The sequence below is a fragment of the Magnetospirillum sp. XM-1 genome (assembly GCF_001511835.1).
GTDB lineage: Bacteria > Pseudomonadota > Alphaproteobacteria > Rhodospirillales > Magnetospirillaceae > Phaeospirillum.
On the sequence record NZ_LN997848.1, the window covers coordinates 1,649,175 to 1,666,139 of the forward strand.

Annotated in this window: 12 protein-coding genes; 5 read left to right on the forward strand and 7 right to left on the reverse strand. The window is 66.8% G+C overall.

The features are described from left to right. Positions 1–22 precede the first annotated feature (22 nt). Entirely contained in the window at positions 23–370 is a 348-nt protein-coding gene (locus tag XM1_RS07715) for a zinc ribbon domain-containing protein YjdM (RefSeq protein WP_068437624.1), read from the forward strand. A gap of 204 nt (positions 371–574) precedes the next feature. Here XM1_RS07715 and XM1_RS07720 read toward each other — a convergent pair whose 3' ends face one another. Genes XM1_RS07720 through XM1_RS07730 form a run of 3 tightly spaced genes read right to left on the reverse strand, consistent with a single transcriptional unit; the run spans position 575 to position 5,130 of the window. Then, a complete protein-coding gene (locus XM1_RS07720) occupies positions 575–1,564 on the reverse strand; it encodes a cytochrome c (protein WP_068432239.1) in 990 nt (329 codons plus the stop codon). Between the two features lie 30 nt (positions 1,565–1,594). Then, positions 1,595–3,307: an HlyD family type I secretion periplasmic adaptor subunit gene (locus XM1_RS07725; RefSeq protein ID WP_068432242.1), complete on the reverse strand. Its 1,713-nt coding sequence runs from the start codon at positions 3,305–3,307 to the stop codon at positions 1,595–1,597. Further along, positions 3,304–5,130, reverse strand: a complete 1,827-nt coding sequence (locus XM1_RS07730) for a peptidase domain-containing ABC transporter (RefSeq protein WP_068432245.1) — start codon at positions 5,128–5,130, stop codon at positions 3,304–3,306. Before XM1_RS07730 ends, XM1_RS07725 begins: the two co-directional genes overlap by 4 nt. Positions 5,131–5,329: 199 nt before the next feature. On the opposite strand from XM1_RS07730, the gene XM1_RS25210 reads away from it, so the two are divergent. From XM1_RS25210 to XM1_RS07750, 4 genes are all read left to right on the forward strand, one after another. Then, on the forward strand, positions 5,330–7,021 hold the full coding sequence (locus XM1_RS25210; protein ID WP_068432248.1) for a methyl-accepting chemotaxis protein: 1,692 nt from the start codon (positions 5,330–5,332) through the stop codon (positions 7,019–7,021). Between the two features lie 108 nt (positions 7,022–7,129). Beyond that, the gene (locus tag XM1_RS07740; protein ID WP_068432251.1) at positions 7,130–7,831 is read left to right on the forward strand and encodes a glutamine amidotransferase; all 702 of its coding nucleotides are present in this window, start codon (positions 7,130–7,132) and stop codon (positions 7,829–7,831) included. Positions 7,832–7,913: 82 nt separating this feature from the next. After that, positions 7,914–9,029, forward strand: a complete 1,116-nt coding sequence (locus tag XM1_RS07745; protein WP_068432254.1) for a DUF2336 domain-containing protein — start codon at positions 7,914–7,916, stop codon at positions 9,027–9,029. Positions 9,030–9,175: 146 nt separating this feature from the next. Continuing rightward, positions 9,176–10,342, forward strand: a complete 1,167-nt coding sequence (locus XM1_RS07750; RefSeq protein WP_068432258.1) for a hypothetical protein — start codon at positions 9,176–9,178, stop codon at positions 10,340–10,342. Positions 10,343–10,497: 155 nt separating this feature from the next. Here the strand turns inward: XM1_RS07750 and XM1_RS07755 are convergent, their stop codons facing one another. The 4 genes from XM1_RS07755 to XM1_RS07765 all read right to left on the reverse strand — a co-directional run bounded on the left by XM1_RS07755 (position 10,498) and on the right by XM1_RS07765 (position 16,904). Beyond that, on the reverse strand, positions 10,498–12,084 hold the full coding sequence (locus XM1_RS07755; RefSeq protein ID WP_068432261.1) for a lysine--tRNA ligase: 1,587 nt from the start codon (positions 12,082–12,084) through the stop codon (positions 10,498–10,500). 87 nt (positions 12,085–12,171) lie between these two features. After that, positions 12,172–13,722, reverse strand: coding sequence for a bacteriohemerythrin (locus XM1_RS07760; protein ID WP_369816043.1), 1,551 nt, complete (start codon positions 13,720–13,722; stop codon positions 12,172–12,174). Positions 13,723–13,767: 45 nt separating this feature from the next. After that, positions 13,768–13,929: a hypothetical protein gene (locus tag XM1_RS23920; RefSeq protein WP_156428672.1), complete on the reverse strand. Its 162-nt coding sequence runs from the start codon at positions 13,927–13,929 to the stop codon at positions 13,768–13,770. 218 nt (positions 13,930–14,147) lie between these two features. After that, on the reverse strand, positions 14,148–16,904 hold the full coding sequence (locus tag XM1_RS07765; protein ID WP_068432267.1) for an ATP-dependent DNA helicase: 2,757 nt from the start codon (positions 16,902–16,904) through the stop codon (positions 14,148–14,150). Positions 16,905–16,965: the final 61 nt, after the last annotated feature.

Below are 16,965 nucleotides of genomic sequence, written 5' to 3' on the forward strand. Positions count from 1 at the left end.
CCCATACTTGGAAAGGATGATGATGAGCGACGGATTGAAGTGCCCCAAATGCGCCTCGGAACACGTCTATCAGGATGGAAGCCTGTGGATCTGCCCCGAATGCGCCCATGAATGGAACCCCGAGGCGGCGGCGGGCGACGCGGGCGACGACCTTGTGGTCAAGGATTCCAACGGCAACGTGCTGGCCGACGGCGACAGCGTCACCGTGATCAAGGACCTGAAGGTCAAGGGCTCGTCCCTGGTGGTCAAGGGCGGCACCAAGGTCAAGGGCATCCGTCTGGTGGACGGCGCCGATGGGCACAACATCTCGTGCAAGATCGACGGCATCGGCGCCATGAACCTCAAGTCCGAGTTCGTCAAGAAGGCCTAGGCTGTATCGACATTCAGGGAATTCGGCCGATTTCAGGCCAGAATGCCTGCCTGAGAGAAATTTCAGCCACAGATGCACACAGATAAACACAGATGAAGGAGGAATATTCCTTATCTGTGTCCCGCGTAGCGGGAATCTGTGTTCATCTGTGGCCTGAATCCCAGCCCATCCGCTTGAATGTCGATTGGCCCTAGGGCCAACCGCTCAGTGGTGGCCCCGGAAGCGGTTGCCCTGGGGCGACGACAGGCAGATGCTGCGCAGGGTCTCGGCGACGAAGGCCAGGGTGTCCGGGGCGGGCGCGCCGCCTTGGTACCAATGGCCCAGCAGCCAGCCTTCCGGGCTGACCAGAAACTGGCTTCCGGCGATGTCGTCGGGGGTGAGGTTCAAGGTGGCGGCCAGGGCCTGGCGGGCCTCGGCCCCCTCGACCGCGCAGTCGGAATTCCGGGGGGTGCCGCCGACCAGGATCGTCGGCAGCTCCCCGCCCCGGGCCAGCCCGTCCACCCCCTCGACGATGATGTGGACCGGCTTTCCCCGCCATTGGGAAAGCGACACCCGCCCGCCGTCGGCGCAGCGGGCCGTCATGTCGGGGGCCATGAAATCGTGGGGCCAGCGTCCGGTTCGGGCCAGTTCCGCTCCGGCGGCGTTGGCGTGAAGGAAATCGATCACCGCCCAGCGTTCGGCTTCGGACAGCTTGGCGGCGAAGCCGGGCATGGTCGGGCGCCCGTCCACGCCGCTCATCCCCCGGCTGACCCACCAGAACAGGTCGCCGACGGGATGGTCCCACAGATGGTCGGCGGTGAGGTCGGCGGGCGGCACCGGCTGTTTGCCCGCCTCGGGCCCGTCGCCGCGCCCGTCGATGCCATGGCAGTTCCGGCAATGAGCGGCGTAGAGCGCCTGGCCGTCCGCCACTGACCGGGCGGTGAAGCCGGTGGGCGAGGTATGGAAGCTGGTGGGCGTGGCCGGAACCAGCAGCAGTTCCAGGCGCTCGGCGGACAGATAGGCGAGGGGGACCGCCCCCAGGACCAGCCATCTCCACCGCCACGCCGCGAGGCATAGGGCCAGGGCGGCAAGCGCCAGGGCGGCGCCGACCTGAATCTCGTCGGCGAGACGGGGCTCGGCCCAGGCGGCCAGACTGGGGCGCCACGCGAACGGCCAGTGCGGCGGCCATGACAGTTCATACGACAGCGACGTCAAACCCCAGGCAACTCCAGCACGATCCTCGCCTCAGCGTTCCCGGAACGCCTCGTGGCGCAGCTTGATCACCGGCTTGATCAGGAATTCCATGATCGAGCGGGTGCCGGTGTGAATTTCCACCGTGGCCTGCATGCCGGCGCTGATCAGGCGCTTGGCCTGCTCGTCGCCGATATAGGCGCGGTCGGTCTGCACCACCACCCGGTAATAGGGCTGGGCGTTGGGCGTCTGCGGCACGGTGGTGTCGGGGGCGACCAGGATCACGTCGCCGTCCAGCCCGCCATAGGTGGTGTAGTCGTAGGCGCTGATCTTCACCGTGGCCCGCTGGCCGGTCTGGACGTAGCCGCGGTCCATGGGATTGAGCTTGGCGTCCACCTGCAGGCGTTCGTGCAGGGGCACGATCTCCATGATGGGATCGCCGGGGCGCACCACGCCGCCGATGGTGTTGGACCGCATGTTCTTGACGATGCCCTCGATGGGGCTGCTGATCAGGGTGCGGCGCTGCTGGTCGGTGGCCTGGATGAACAATTCGCGGGTGCGCGCGATGTTCAGCTCGGCTTCCGACATCTCGCTCTGGGCGGTGCGCTGGAAGCGGGCCTTTTCCTCGTCGACGCGGCCCCTGGCTTCCTCCTGGGCGGCCTGGGCGCGGGGGATGGAGGCGCGCACCGATTCCAGCTGGCCCTTCAGATCCTCCACCTGGGCCTGCATCTGGACGTGGTCCATCTTGGAGGCCAGGCCCGACTTGATGAGGTCGGTGGACATGGCGAGCCGTTCCTGGGCGAGGCGCAGGCTGGTGGTGATGGAGCGCTGCTTGGTCTCGTATTCCTGCACCTCCAGGCTCTTCTGGCGGGCCTGGTCGTTGAGCACGGTCAGCGTGGCCTTCAGCGCCTGCCGGCGGGCCTCGAACGAGCGGCGCTCGGATTCCACCAGGGCCGGCTGGCGCTTGGCCTCCTCTTCGGGAAAGACCACCGGCTTTTCGTGCAATTCGGCCTCGAGGCGGGCGCGCTGCAGCATGTAGCCGTCCATGCGGGCCTGCAGTTCCTCCTTGTTGAGCGAGCTGACCGGCAGGTCCAGCAGGATCAGCGGCGCGCCCTCCTTCACCTCGGCGCCGTCGGTGACCATGATCTCGCGGATCACGCCGCCTTCCAGGTGCTGGATGACCTTGACCTTGCCCTCGGGCACGATCTCGCCCTCGGCGATGGCCACCTCGTCCAGGTGGGCGGCGAAGGACCAGACCACGAAGATGGCGGTCAGCGTCATCACCACCCGGGCCAGCGGCCGCCAGGTGGGCAGCGGATAGGAATTGGCCAGGCCATAAAGGCGCGAGCCGAATTCCGGCGCGTGGTAGTCCTGCAGCGGGGCCGGGCCGATGGGGTTCAGCGCCGGCAGGAACCAGTCGCGGGTGCCGATCAGGATGCGGCGCGGCCAGGCCAGCGGGCCCTTGGGCGCGGTCTCGGGGCTTTCGGGGGCGGCCAGCAGCCAGCGGGTGACCTTCCAGAAGGTGCGCAAGGCCCCCAGCAGGGACTGCACCGTGGTGGGCGGCGGCCCCTTCTGGCCGCCGGGCGGCCCGCCGGGCATTCCGCCGCCGCCCATCATGGCGGCCATGGCCTGCATCAGCTGTTCCTGGGACATCTGCACCTGGGGCGGTGGCGGCGTTCCGGGAATTGCCTGGTCGGCAGGAACCTGGACCGGGGTGATCTGGCCGAGCGGTTCTTGCGGCGGCGGGGCGGGGGGCGTCTGGGTCATGGCTTGCCCCCCACGCCGATATGGACGCCGCCACCCAGGGGCTGGGCCGGCTGGGCCACCACATGCGGCGGGTGGTGCGGCTGATGGGGGTGATGCGGCTGATGCGACGGAGCTTGCGCCGCTTGCTGGGGCCGGGCTCCGAACAGGCGCTGCAAGGTCTCGGCCGCCGGGCCGGCGGCGGCGACCGCGCCCTTGTCCAGCACCACCACGTCGCGGCAGATGGGCAGCAGCACCGGCGAATGGGTGACGATGATCACCGTGCGGGTCTTGCCCAGTTCGGCCAGGGTGGCGCGCAAATCTTCCTCGGCCTGGCGGTCCAGGCTGGCCGAGGGCTCGTCGAGCAGCAGCACCGGCGGATCGCCCAGCAGGGCGCGGGCGATGGCGATGCGCTGGCGCTGGCCCGCCGACAGCCGCGACCCGGCCTCGCCGATGGAGGTGCCGTAGCCGTCGGGCAGGTCGACGATATACTGATGCACGCCGGCGATCTTGGCGGCGGCCAGGATCTGTTCGTCACTGGCGCCGGGGCTGCCGTAGACGATGTTGTCGCGGATGGAGGCGTTGAACAGCACGCATTCCTGCGGCACATAGCCCATCCAGCCCGCCAGTTCGGCGCGGGTGAACTGGGCGATGTCGGCGCCATCCAGCAGCACGCGGCCCTTGGCCGGGTGGTAGAGGCCCAGGATGATCTTCAACAGCGTGGTCTTGCCCGAGCCGTTGCGGCCCAGCACGGCGGTGATGCCGCCGGGGCGGATCTCCAGGCGGTCGATGGAGGACGCCGCCTGGGATTTCTGGTCGTAGGCGAAGGAGATGTCTTCCAGGGTGATCAGCCCGGTGGGGCGCTCGCGGGTGATGGCGCTGTGGCGGCGCTCCTCCTCCTCGGCGTAAATCTCGCCCAGGCGGTCCACCGACTGGCGGAACGAGGAAAAGCTCTTCCAGGCGCCCACCAGCTGGTTGATGGGGCCGTAGAGGCGCGACGACAGCATGTTGCACGCCACCAGCGCACCCATGGTCAGCTCGTGATCCATGATGAACACCGCGCCCACCGTGGTCAGCAGCACGCTGCCCAGCATGGTCAGCATCTGGCCGAGATTGACGTATTCGTCATTGGTGGCGCCGCGCTGGATGGACTGCTCGATGGCGCCGGCCTGCTTTTCCTCCCAAATGGGACGGATGGCGCGGTCCAAGGCCACCGCCTTGACCGTGGCGCGCCCGGCGATAATCTCGGCCACCAGCCCGTCCCTGGCCTGCTGGACGTTCTTCTCCTTGCCGGTGCTCTCCCTCATGGCGCCGCCGGACTTCCAGGCCAGCACCAGGAAGGCCACGAACAGCAGGATGAACACCAGGGCCAGCGGGCGGCCGATGATGAAGATCACGCCCAGGAAGATCAGCACGAAGGGCAGGTCGGTCAGCAGCACGGCGGTGGAGCCCGACACCGTGTTGCGGATGGTGTCCACGTCGCGGAACAGGGTCTGCCAGAACGAGGCCGGGCGGCTTTCCAGCGTCCTGAGCGGCAGATGCATGATCTTGTCGAACAGCCGCGTGCCGATCTCCACGTCCAGGCGCAGCGCCGCCGTCTGCATGATGCGCCCGCGCGAGGTGCGGATGATCCAGTCGAAGGCCAGCAGCACGCCGACCCCGATCACCAGCCCCTTCAGCGTGGCGACGCCGTTGTGGCCGATCACCCGGTCGTAGACCTGCATCACGAAGATGGGCACCGCCAGCGCCATCAGGTTGATGAACAGCGAAGCGGCCAGCAACTCGCGCATCACCGGGCGCAAGGGTTCGATGACGGCTTTCAGCCAGGATGTCTTCGATTCACTCATCAGCGCGATTGTCGCTTGCCTCGGCCGGGATGCAAAGGGGTAAGTGCAGAACGGGATAAGTAGGTAGAAGCTCATATATGGTGGATTTCGGAGTCCACTTTTTGGTAACGTATTTTGATGTATATCAACCTTGGTTGACCTTGGCGCGCCCGATCGGGTGGGGATGCGGCAGGGTTGGGGACTTCGAGGGGGTAAGGGAATGAGGATCGGGAAGCGTCTTTGGCTGGGGTTCGGGATTCTGTGTGCGTTGATTGCGGTGGTGACGGGCACCATCATTTTTGAGGCTCTGGGGGTCGATAAGGCGGCGGACCGCATGATCGGCGTTCGCATGCCGGTGGCCCAGACCAGCGCCGCCATCGAGAACGAGATGTTCGCCTCGGTGGGAGCGTTGCGCGGCTATCTCCTGACCGGGCAGGACAGCTTCAAGGTGGAGCGCGCCGACGCCTGGACCGCCCTGATGGGCAACATCGCCGAGATGGACAGGCTGGCCACCCGGTTCACCAATGCCAAGAACGCCGACTTCTGGCGCGAGGCCCGCACCTTGCTGATCGAGCTCCATGACGCCCAGGGACGGATCGAGGCCATGGGCGCCACCAAGGAGGCGGCCGAGGCCATGCCCAAGGAGACGGCCCCCAAGATTCGCCGTCTGGTGGTCCTGTTCGAGGGCGAGAAGGGTGCCGACGGCAAGCGTTCGGGCGGCATGATCGACAACCAGAAGCAGATGCTCGACCAGGACGCCAAGGAGGTCTCCGGCCTCGTCAGCATGATGATCACCGTGGCTGTCGTGTCCCTGATCGCCGGACTGGCCGCCGCCATGATCACCGCCCAGCGCACCGCCGCCTCCATCGTGCCGCCGCTGGTGGCCATGACCGGGGCCATGGACAATCTGTCCAAGGGCGACACCAGCGTGGTCATTCCCGCCGCCAGCCGCGCCGACGAGGTGGGCGAGATGGCGGCCGCCATGGAGGTCTTCCGCGCCAATCTGATCCGCCAGCGCGAGCTGGAGGAAAAGCAGAGGCAGGCCGACGAGGCCGCCCGCCAGCGGGGCCTGCGCATCGAGCGGCTGACCAGCCAATTCGACGCCGCCGCCTCGGCCATGGTGCAGCAGGTGGCCGCCGCCGCCGGCCAGTTGCAGGCCACCGCCGGGGCCATGAGCGCCACCGCCGCCCAGACCAGCCATCAGGCCACCTCGGTGGCCGCCGCCTCGGAGGAGGCCTCGGTCAACGTCCAGACCGTCGCCGCCGCCGCCGAGGAGCTGTCGGGCTCCATCAACGAGATCGGCCGCCAGGTGGCCCATTCCTCCTCCATCTCCCAGGACGCGGTGGGCGAGGCCTCCAAGGCGGGCGAGGTGGTCGGCCAACTGGCCGATACCGCCCAGAAGATCGGCGAGGTGATCAACCTCATCACCGACATCGCCAGCCAGACCAACCTGCTGGCGCTCAACGCCACCATCGAGGCGGCTAGGGCCGGCGAGGCGGGCAAGGGCTTCGCCGTGGTGGCGGGCGAGGTGAAGAATCTGGCCAACCAGACGGCGCGCGCCACCGACGAGATCGGACTGCAGATCGCCGCCATCCAGGACCAGACCCATCGGGTGGTGGACACCATCGGGGCCATCGTCAAGGTCATCGAGGAGATCGGGCAGATTTCCGGCGACGTGGCCGCCGCGGTGGAGGAACAGAGCGCCGCCACCCAGGAGATCGCCCGCAACGTCGAGCAGGCCGCCGCCGGCACCGCCGAAGTGTCGGGCAACGTGGTCCAGGTGCAGGACGCCGCCGATCAGACCGGCGTTTCGTCGCGCGAGGTGCTGGAGGCGTCGCGCACCCTGGCCGAGCAATCGTCCAATCTGCGTTCGACCATCGAGACCTTCCTGAAGGAGGTGCGGGCCGCCTGATCCTCGCCTCTGGCTTAAGGCTGCCTCGACGCAGGTGAGGCAGTCGGGTATGAAGAGGCTCCGATCAGGGCGGGGCTGGTCGGAGCCTGATCTTCGGATGGGGGGAACATGAAGACCTGCGTCGCCATCCGTCATGTGGCGTTCGAGGACCTGGGCAGCTTCGAGGCGAGGCTGGCGGCGGCGGGCTATGGCGTCCGCTATGTGGAGGCCGGTCTCGACGATTTCGCCGCCCTGGACGAGCCCGCCATCGATCTGCTGGTGATCCTGGGCGGCCCCATCGGCGCCTACGAGGATGACGCCTACCCCTTTCTCGGCTCCGAACTGCGATTGATCGAGGCGCGCCTGCGGGCCGGACGGCCGACCATCGGCATCTGCCTCGGCGCCCAGCTGATGGCCCGCGCGCTGGGCGCCCGGGTTTATCCCAACGGGGGCGTCAAGGAAATCGGCTGGTCGGCGCTGGACCTGACCGAGGCCGGGCGGAACTCCCCCCTGGCGGTCCTGGACGGGGTGCCGGTGCTGCACTGGCATGGCGACACCTTCGACCTTCCCGAGGGCGCGACGCTGCTGGCCTCGACGTCCATCACCCGCAACCAGGCCTTTTCCTGGGGCAAGGCGGCGCTTGGGCTGCAATTCCACGTGGAGGCCACCGGGGCGGGGCTGGAACGCTGGTTCATCGGCCATGCCTGCGAGATCGGCGGAGTCCCTGGGTTGACGGTGCCCAAATTGCGCGCCGACACCGGGCGCTGCGCCGCCGGTCTGGAAACGCTCGCCCCACAGGTGCTGGGCGCGTTTTTGTCTGATATGATGTAAGTCACTTCCATTAAGGCTTCCCGCCTGTTCAGGGCGAGGGAAGCATTGTATAGTCCGCCCAAAGGGGCAAGAGAACACAGCCGTGGACCAGAAGCTCAACGAAGAAGACGTCAAGCGCTTGCTCTCCAATCCGACCGGGGACGTGCGTGCCGAAATCGCCGACAAGATCGCGTCTCAGCACCAGGGGTTGAGCGATGGCGAGCGCAAGCTGGCCGAGGATATCTTCCGGCTCATGGTTCGCGACGCGGAAGTCCGCGTGCGCGAGGCGCTGGCCCGCCAGCTCAAGGAGAACCCGACGGTTCCCCATGACGTGGCGCTGTCGCTGGCCCGCGACGTCGAGGACGTGTCGCTGCCCATGCTGCAGTTCTCGGACGTGCTCACCGACGAGGACCTGATCGAGATCGTCCGCAGCCAGAGCCCGGAAAAGCAGGTGGCCGTCGCCGGCCGTGCCCATGTTTCCGCCACCCTGGCCGACGCCCTGGTCGATACCGGCAACGAGGCCGCCGTGGCCACCCTGGTGTCCAACGAGGGCGCCGAGCTGACCGAGAACACCCTGACCCGCGTGGTCGACCGCTACGGCGAGTCCGAGCAGGTGGGGCAGTCCCTGGTCGAGCGCAAGGTGCTGCCCATCACGGTGGCCGAGCGCCTGATGACCAAGGTGTCGGAGAACCTGCGCCAGCATCTGATGGCGCGCCCCGACCTCACGCCCGAGGCCGCCGCCGCCATGATGATCCAGGCGCGCGAGCTGGCGGTGCTCGGTCTGTCCAATTCCGAAGGCGACGTCGCCCAGCTGGTGGGCCACCTCTACAATGTGGGGCGCCTGACGCCGTCCATCATGCTGCGCGCCGTGTGCATGGGCGACCTGACCTTCTTCGAGGTCGCCATCGCCAAGCTGGCCAAGATCAAGGTGGAGAACTGCCGCACCCTGATCCACGACGCCGGCAAGCGCGGCTTCGAGGCCCTGTTCGAGAAGGCGGGCCTGCCCAAGGCGTTCTACGCCGCCATGCGCGCCGCCATCGACGTGTCCTACGAGATGGAATACGACGGCGGCCCCAATGACCGCGAGCGGTTCTCCCGGCGCATGATCGAGCGCATCTTGACGCAGTACGGCGATCTGGGCGTCGATTTCGAGAATGACGACCTGGAATATCTGCTGTCCAAGATGAACCAGCTGCCGGCGACGATGCTGGGCGAGTGATCCAGCCAGCCGGCGTTTTAACCGAACATTCCGGCCGGTCGCAGGCCGCCGTTGGGGCGGCGGCCAAGCGGGCTTAGGGCCCGCGCCCGGCGAGGGACAATAGGCAGGTCGATGTATCGGCCTGCCGGGAATAAGAGGGGAAGATCATGTCCGGGAGCGCGAAGCCCGCGGCCAAGCCGCTCGACAAGGATGCGGCCAACCGCAAGGAAATCGTCACCACCATCAAGGGGCCGGTGACCGCCCGCGTCACCCAGCTGATTCCCGCCCTGGCCGCCTTCCCCAATCCGTATTCCGCCGTGCTGGCCACGCCGGACCTGCTTTACGCCTGCATGCAGCTGGTCAAGACCAAGCGCGACCAGTTCCAGGACCTGCTGGTGGACAAGGACGGCAACCCGGTCACCACCGATGACGGCCTGCTGCGCTGCGACCGCTCGCTGGACCAGGTCATCTCCATGGTGGTGCGTTCGGGCGCCAAGGCCTATGCGGAAAAGCGCTTCGGCACCGCCGACAAGCCCGCCGCCCCGGTGGCGCCCAAGAAGGAGCCCAAGACCCTGCTGGAGAAGATCCAGTCCCTGGTCTCGGGCAAGTGGGGCGACATGGAGGTGCCCAAGTCGTCGCCCACCCAGGCCGACCAGTTCTATGGCGCCATCAAGGACTACCTGGATTACGACTGGCAGGTGCCGCTGATCCCCTGCTTCGCCGAACTGCCGGTCAAGCTGATCCGCGAGATGGGCCGGGGCGTCACCACGCTGCGCACCGCCGAAGGCATCGCCGCCCTGGCCGATATCGGCCGCCATTCCATGGATTCGGCCAAGCGCATCCTGTCCGACGACATGATGCGCGAGATGCTCGACACCCAGCCGCTGGCCGCCAAGGGCGTGGCCTTCCTGGGCAAGGACCGCTACGACTACCTGCACGGCACCGTCTACGACAAGATGGGCGAGAAGTTCTGGGAAATGTGCGTCGATTGCGACCGCCTCGAGGCCATGGAGGTCCAGAACGCCAAGGATCTGGAGCAGCTGGCCAGCCATCTGCACATCCTGTCGGGCGAGTCCATCAACCAGATCGTCCGTTTCCTCAGCTATTCGCAGATTCCCATCTTTCTCGAAATCGGCACGCAGAAGCTGGGCGAGTCGATCTTCGCCGAGATTTTCGGCGTTCCCGGCAACAAGAAGCTGATCAAGATGTTCTGCGAGAAGATCAAGATGTGGAAACTGGATCAGGACGATCCGGATTCCGACCTGCGGGCCAAGCTTCCCGACGTGTTCGGCGCCTATCTGCGGGCGCCCGCGGATTTCGAGAAGGGGCTTTAGGGCGTTAATCCGCTCTTGTCATGCCCGGCCTTGTTCCGGGCATCCACGCGGCTCCATCCGGGATAAGGCCAAACGGCTCTAAGTGGATGGCCGGGTCAAGCCCGGCCATGTCGCGAAGGGCGACATGGATTTAGTCCATGTCGCCGCGAAACGTCCTACATGTCCTCGCCCTTGATCGCCTTGTCCAGCAGGGCGATGGTCTCGGCGACGCCGAACAGCTTGATGAAGCTGCCCATGCGCGGGCCCTGGTCGTTGCCCAGCAGCACCTCGTAGCAGGCCTTGAACCAGGCCTTGAGGTCGGCGAAGCAGGGGCGCTTGCCGATCTCGTAGACCAGGTTCTGGATATCCTCGACCGACGCGTCGGCCGACAGGGCCTCCAGGCCGGTTTTCAGCGCGGTGAAGGCGTCCACCTCGTCGGGATTGGCCTTGCGGTAGGTCTTGTTGGGCAGGACGAAGTCGCGGTAATAGGCGATGGCATAGCCCACCAGCCCGTTGAGGATGGGGGCGGTCTCGGGCGCGGCGCCCGGCGCGTAGCGCTTGATGAAGCCCCAGATCACCGCTGGATCGTCCGAGTGGCAGACGCTGACCAGGTTCAACAGGATGTTGAACGACAGGTGGGCGTCCTCGGCCGGCGGCTTGCCGCCGTGGATGTGCCACACCGGATTGTCCAGCTTGTTGCCCGGCTCTTCCCCAGAGAACTTGCCCAGATAGGCCAGATACTCGTCCACGGCGCGCGGAATGACGTCGAAATAGAGGCGCTTGGCGGTCTTGGGCTTCTGGTACATGAACAGCGACAGGCTTTCCTGCGGCGCGTATTTCAGCCAGTCCTCGACGGCCAGTCCGTTGCCCTTGGACTTGGAGATCTTCTGGCCCTGGTCGTCCAGGAACAGCTCGTAGGTCAGGTTCATGGGTGCCTTGCCGCCCAGGATCGAGGCGATGCGGGTCGATAGCTGGACCGAGGGGATCAGGTCCTTGCCGCTCATCTCGTAATCAACGCCCAAGGCCACCCAGCGCATGCCCCAATCGGCCTTCCATTGCAGCTTGCAAGCGCCGCCGGTGACCGGGGTCTCGACCTTCTTGCCGTCTTCGCGCTGGTAGACGATGGTGCCGGCCTCGACGTTGCGCTCGATCACCGGCACCTGCAGCACGACGCCGGTTTCCGGGCAGACGGGCAGGAAGGGGGAATAGGTGGCGCGGCGCTCGTCGCCCAGCGTCGGCAGCACCACGTTGATCACCTGGTCGTAATGCTTGAGCACACCTAAGAGGGCGGCGTCGAAGCGGCCCGAGGTGTACCAGTCGGTGGCCGACTGGAACTCGTATTCGAAGCCGAAGGCGTCGAGGAACGAGCACAGCCGCGCATTGTTGTGATGCCCGAAGCTTTCATGGGTGCCGAAGGGATCGGGAATCCGGGTCAGCGGCTTGCCCAGGTGCTTGGCCACCATCTCCTTGTTGGGGATGTTGTCGGGCACCTTGCGCAGCCCGTCCATGTCGTCGGAGAAGGCGAACAGGCGGGTGGGGATCTCGGGGGCCAGCAGCGCGAAGGCGCGGCGCACCATGGTGGTGCGCGCCACTTCGCCGAAGGTGCCGATATGGGGCAGGCCCGAGGGGCCGTAGCCGGTCTCGAACAGCACGTAGCCCTTGTCCGGCGCTTTGCCTTTCAGACGCTCGTCCAGCAGGGCGCGGGCTTCCTGGAAGGGCCAGGCGGTAGCGGAGCGGGCGAGGTCGCGAGGGTCGGAGGACATGGGTTCTACTTTCCGTTCAAACAAGTGAAGAGCGGAAAGCTAGTCTTCGGGGAGGGCTGCGTCAATCGCGGTGCGGCGCATGGGAGCTCAGCGCCGCTTCTCCACTTCCTCGGCCTCGCGATGGGCGAGGTAGTTGGAAAGCTCCTTCATCTGGCTCTGCCATTCCTGCTCGGCATTGCGCTCGCGCAGCCAGATGTCCGGGTCCTCCTTGACCTGGCGGAGATAGCGCACCGTGTAGGGGACGTGCAGTTCGCGCTGCCCCTCGGTGGTGCCGAAATTGCTGACGAAGCTTTCCAGGAAGGCCGACGACACGCGGGGAAACACCCGGTGGCAGGCCAGGACCAGGAAGTCGCCCCATTCCGGCGGGAACTTGGCGAAGGCGCCCAGCAGGTTGTCGCGCAGCGCTCCCTCGCGGGCCTTCTGCTGGAAGATGCGCGGGTCCTTTTCCTGCTCGTAGAGGTCGTGGCAGATGCGCCAGGCGTGGTTGAGGCGCTTCCACCAGTCGTTCCTGGGGTCGAGCAGCGAACGCAGCGTCTCGATCTCGCGGTTGCCGATCTTGGGGATGTCGTAGGCCTCGGGCGAGGACGGGGTGAGCATCTCGCGCAAGGCCTTGGTGTTGTCCTTGACCTGGAAGACCTTGGTGCCGTCGGGCTTCTTGGTCTCCACCAGCTTCAACTCGTCCCAGCCGCTGTTCCAGCCCTGGAGGATGCTGTCTTCCAGGGGCTTGGTGACGTGGTCCCAGAAGCTGTCGGTGTCGTCCTCGGCCCATTCGTAGCTGGTGGCCAGCATGCGGATATTGCGGCTTTCCCAGATGGTGGGGAAGATCAGCTTGGTCACCGCCGCCTTGAACTTCTCGGCGAATTCGGGCGACGCCAGGAAGAAGGGCGGCAATTCCCGCCTCAGCGCCGGATTGTGGCGCTGGAAGAACACCAGCACCTTGTCGATGCGCCGTCCGATGGCCGCTTCGCACAGCTTGTCGAAGCTCTCGAACTTGGCGCCGGGCTCGGGAAGTTCCGGCACCACGTAGTCCAGGCGTTTCAGCAGGTGGGCCAGGTTGGGCGGCAGTTCGTATTCGATGTCCTTGTTGCGCGCCTCGCGCCGGGCCTTGCGCTCGGCCTCGTCGTCGCTCTTGGGCGGCAGGCCGGAATACATCTCCATGACGGGCGCCGGCGGCGGGGGAGGCGGTGCCTTCTTGGGAATGCAGGACTTGTACTTCATATCCTCCTTGAGGATATGGGTGACGAGCCAGTCGGTGAGCACCCGGATCAGCACCTGGGAACAGGTCTTCAGATCCTCGTCCAGGGTGGCGGCCTTGAACTTGTCGTGCAGCAGCTTGGCCTTGAAGGCCAGGGCCTCGTGGCCCTTCTTGTGCGCATCGATGTCGGGATACTTGGTGGCGGCCATCACCGCTTCCTCGCGGCGGAAATGCTCGTCCACGTAGCGCAGCAATTCGTCGGTGACGGTCGAGACCTGACGCCAGTTGTCCTGGCCGATCCATTGCTCCGTCATGTTGATCAGATCAATCAGCCGCTTGTGGTCGGCATCCAGTGCCGGCGCTCCAACGGACATGGCATCGCGCCATACGATCATTCCGGCCCCCGCCCAACATACATGCCAAAGGCATTTCCCACCCTTCATCAGATGTGACTTTAGGCATGCTTGTCAACGGTGATAGGGCGAAAGTCAGCCGGGAACCATCTCATGAGGGTGGCGGTCATGTTCGGCCAGCAGCGAGGCGCTCAGGATGGTGCAGTAGTCGCCGAACTCGCACTCCTTGAGGCGCTGGCAGGACAGAATTTCACGGGTGAACTGGATCAATGCTTCCGGATTGTTCGCATCGATCAAGCGTTGTCCGGTGTCCGAGACCAATCGGAATGTGCAGTCTTGGGTTCGGAGCGTCATGGACGCCTCTGCTTCTCAAAAATTACGGGCGGGCACTTCTGCCGCTCGGTTCACGAGAAGATTATACCTAAGGTAACTGCCTGAATAAACAATTATTCATTAGGAGTAGAAATTTAATACTTAGGAATTAAGAAAAAGACGCGGGAAATTTCCGTAAAATTTTATGGATCGGTGGTCTCCAGGAGTTGACGGCATTGCCTGACCGCTTCGGCGAGGCCGACTTTCAGCGGCTCGACGCCCGGGGGAAAGGCTCCGAACAGGCGGCTCGGCATCATGGGGTCCAGCAGGACGAAGACGCCCCGGTCGTCGGCGCGGCGCACCAGCCGGCCAAAGGCCTGCTTGAGGCGCAGCCGGGTGATCATGTCGTCATAGGCCCGCCCGCCGAACTCGGCCCGGCGGGCCTTGTGCAGGATGTCGGGGCGCGGCCACGGCACCCGGTCGAAGACGATCAGGTGGAGCGAGCGGCCGGGCACGTCGACGCCGTCTCTGACCGCGTCGGTGCCCAGCAGGCAGGAACGCTCCTCGGCGCGGAAGATGTCCACCAGGGTCGAGGTGTCCATGTTGTCCAGATGCTGGGCCAGGAGCGGCAGGCCTGCATCCTCCAGCGGCGCGCTGATGCGCTTGTGCACGGCTTTGAGGCGCGAGATGGCGGTGAACAGGCCCAGCGCTCCGCCGCCGGCGGCCAGGAACAGCTCGCGGTAGGCGGCCGCCACCTGGTCCATGTCGTCCTTGCGCACGTCGGTGACGATCAGAACCTTGGTGCGGGCGGGATAGTCGAAGGGCGAGGCCACCTCGGCGCGGATCGGGGCCGATTGCAGATGGATGGCCCCGGTGCGCCGCTCGGCCGCCCGCCAGTCGGTCTCCACGTCGCCCGATCCGTCCTTGAGCGTCGCCGAGGTGACGACGATGCCGTGGGCCGGCTCGACAACGGCCTTGGCGAAGGGCTGGGTCGGGTCGATCCAGTGGCGGTGCATGCCCACATCCATGTCGCGCCCGTCGATCCTGTCCACCGAGAACCAGTCGATGTACTGCCGGTCGATGGAGCCGCCCTGGACGATGCCGTCCAGCATGCCCTTCCACCCGGCCAGCGGCATCAGCACCCGGCGCTCGATGGAGCGGCAGATGCCTTCGATGCGGGACCGGGTGGCGGTTTCCAACTCGGCCGCCTCGTCGTCCAGCAGGGCGGCCAGCGCCTTGGCCAGCACCTGCAGCGGCAGGGCGACGCGGCCCAGCGCTCCGGCCAGGGCTCCGGCCGCTTGCGGAAGGCCCTCGATGGGGGCGGTGATCTCGGTTTCCAGGCTGTAGGGGGAATCGGGATGGGCGGCGCGGGCATAGACCTGACGGCGCGCCAGGGCCAGGAAGGCTTCGGCCGGTCCCTGGGGCTCGCCCTCGGTGATGCGCACCAGCCAACCGGGGCCGGGCAGGGCGCGGGCGGCGGCCAGGGCGGCGTCGAGCGCGGCGATGGCGTCTTCCGACCCGCCCACCAGATCCTCGGCCCGGCGGTGCAGCCCGCGGGCGCGGGACCGGGACGCCATCTCGCCCTCGGGGCCCAGGATCCAGCGCCGCACCTCGGCGGCCTCCAGACCGGTCAGGTGGGCGGAAAAGGCGGAATCGGCGGCGTCGAAGACGTGGTGGCCCTCGTCGAACACCAGCCGCGTCGGCTGGGTGCCGTCGTCCAGGCCGCCCAGTGCCGCCTGGATCATCACCAAGGCGTGGTTGGCCACCACGATGTCGGCGCGCCTCGCCCGGCGCACGGCGCGCTCGATGAAGCATTTGCGGTAATGGACGCAGGCCGAGAAGATGCACTCGCCCCGCCGGTCGGCTATCCCTAACGTGCGGGCGCGGCCCAGCACCTCGGTCAGCCAGCCGGGGAAGTCGCCGCCCACCATGTCGCCGTCCCTGGTCGCCAGCAGCCAGCGGGCCATCAGCCCCAGGGCGGCCGCATCCTGGCTGCGGTTGCGGGTGACCATCTCCTCGTAGTTCAGCAGGCAGGCATAGTTCTCGCGGCCCTTCCTGATCACCACCTTGCGCGCCTTGTCGTGCGGATTGGGGAACAGGCGGTCCAGCTCGCCGTCCAGCTGGCGCTGCAGGTTGCGGGTGTGGGTGGATATCCAGACCGGCGCGCCGTTCTTCTCGGCCCACAGCCCGGCGGGGGCGATGTAGCCCAGCGTCTTGCCGGTGCCGGTGCCGGCCTCGGCCAGCACCAGATGGGGGTGGGCTTCGGCCTCGCGCGGCAGGAAGGCCTGGCTGACGGCCGAGGCGTAATCGGCCTGGGTGGGGCGCTGCTCGGCCCCTTCGCCCAGCATCTGGGCCAGCCGCGACCGGGTCTCGGCCGGGTCCACGGGGATATTGCCGGGGGGCGGCTCGGGGGCATATTCGCTCCACTCGGGCAGGCGGTCCCAGACGCGAAGCGCGCCGCCGCCGCGTCCCGAATCGCCCTGGACGCCCAGCGCGGCCAGCACCGCGTTGCCCCAGCCCCAGCCGCCCCGGGCCATCATCCAGGCCAGCCCGCGCGTATCGACGGCCTTGGCGGCGGTGTCGGCATTGGTCCGCGCCGCCAGCTCCTCCAGCAGGCGGCGGGTGCCGGTCATCAGCGCCTCGGCCTCGTCCTCCAGATCGGCGGGATGGGGCAGCCCCATGGCGTCGGCCAGCCCGCGCGGGGTGGGCAGGCAGAAGCGGGCGGGGCGCACGAAGGCGAAGAGTTCAAGAATGTCGAGGCGCAGGAAATCGTCGATGCCCAGCCGCGCCCCGACCGCCGGGCCGTGGCAGACCAGCGGGCTTTCGTTTCTGGCGTAACGGGCTGCTTCCGTGCGGGAAAGACGCCTGAACTCGCCGTCGGGCTCCAGCGCCACCGCGCCCCGGATTCCGGCGACCAGCACCGGGACATGGGGCAGCACTATGCGGGACGGCGCGGACATGGCCGGAGACTACAGGGAGAACGGATCGGGGACAAGGCGTGCTGTCGATCACAGAATGGTC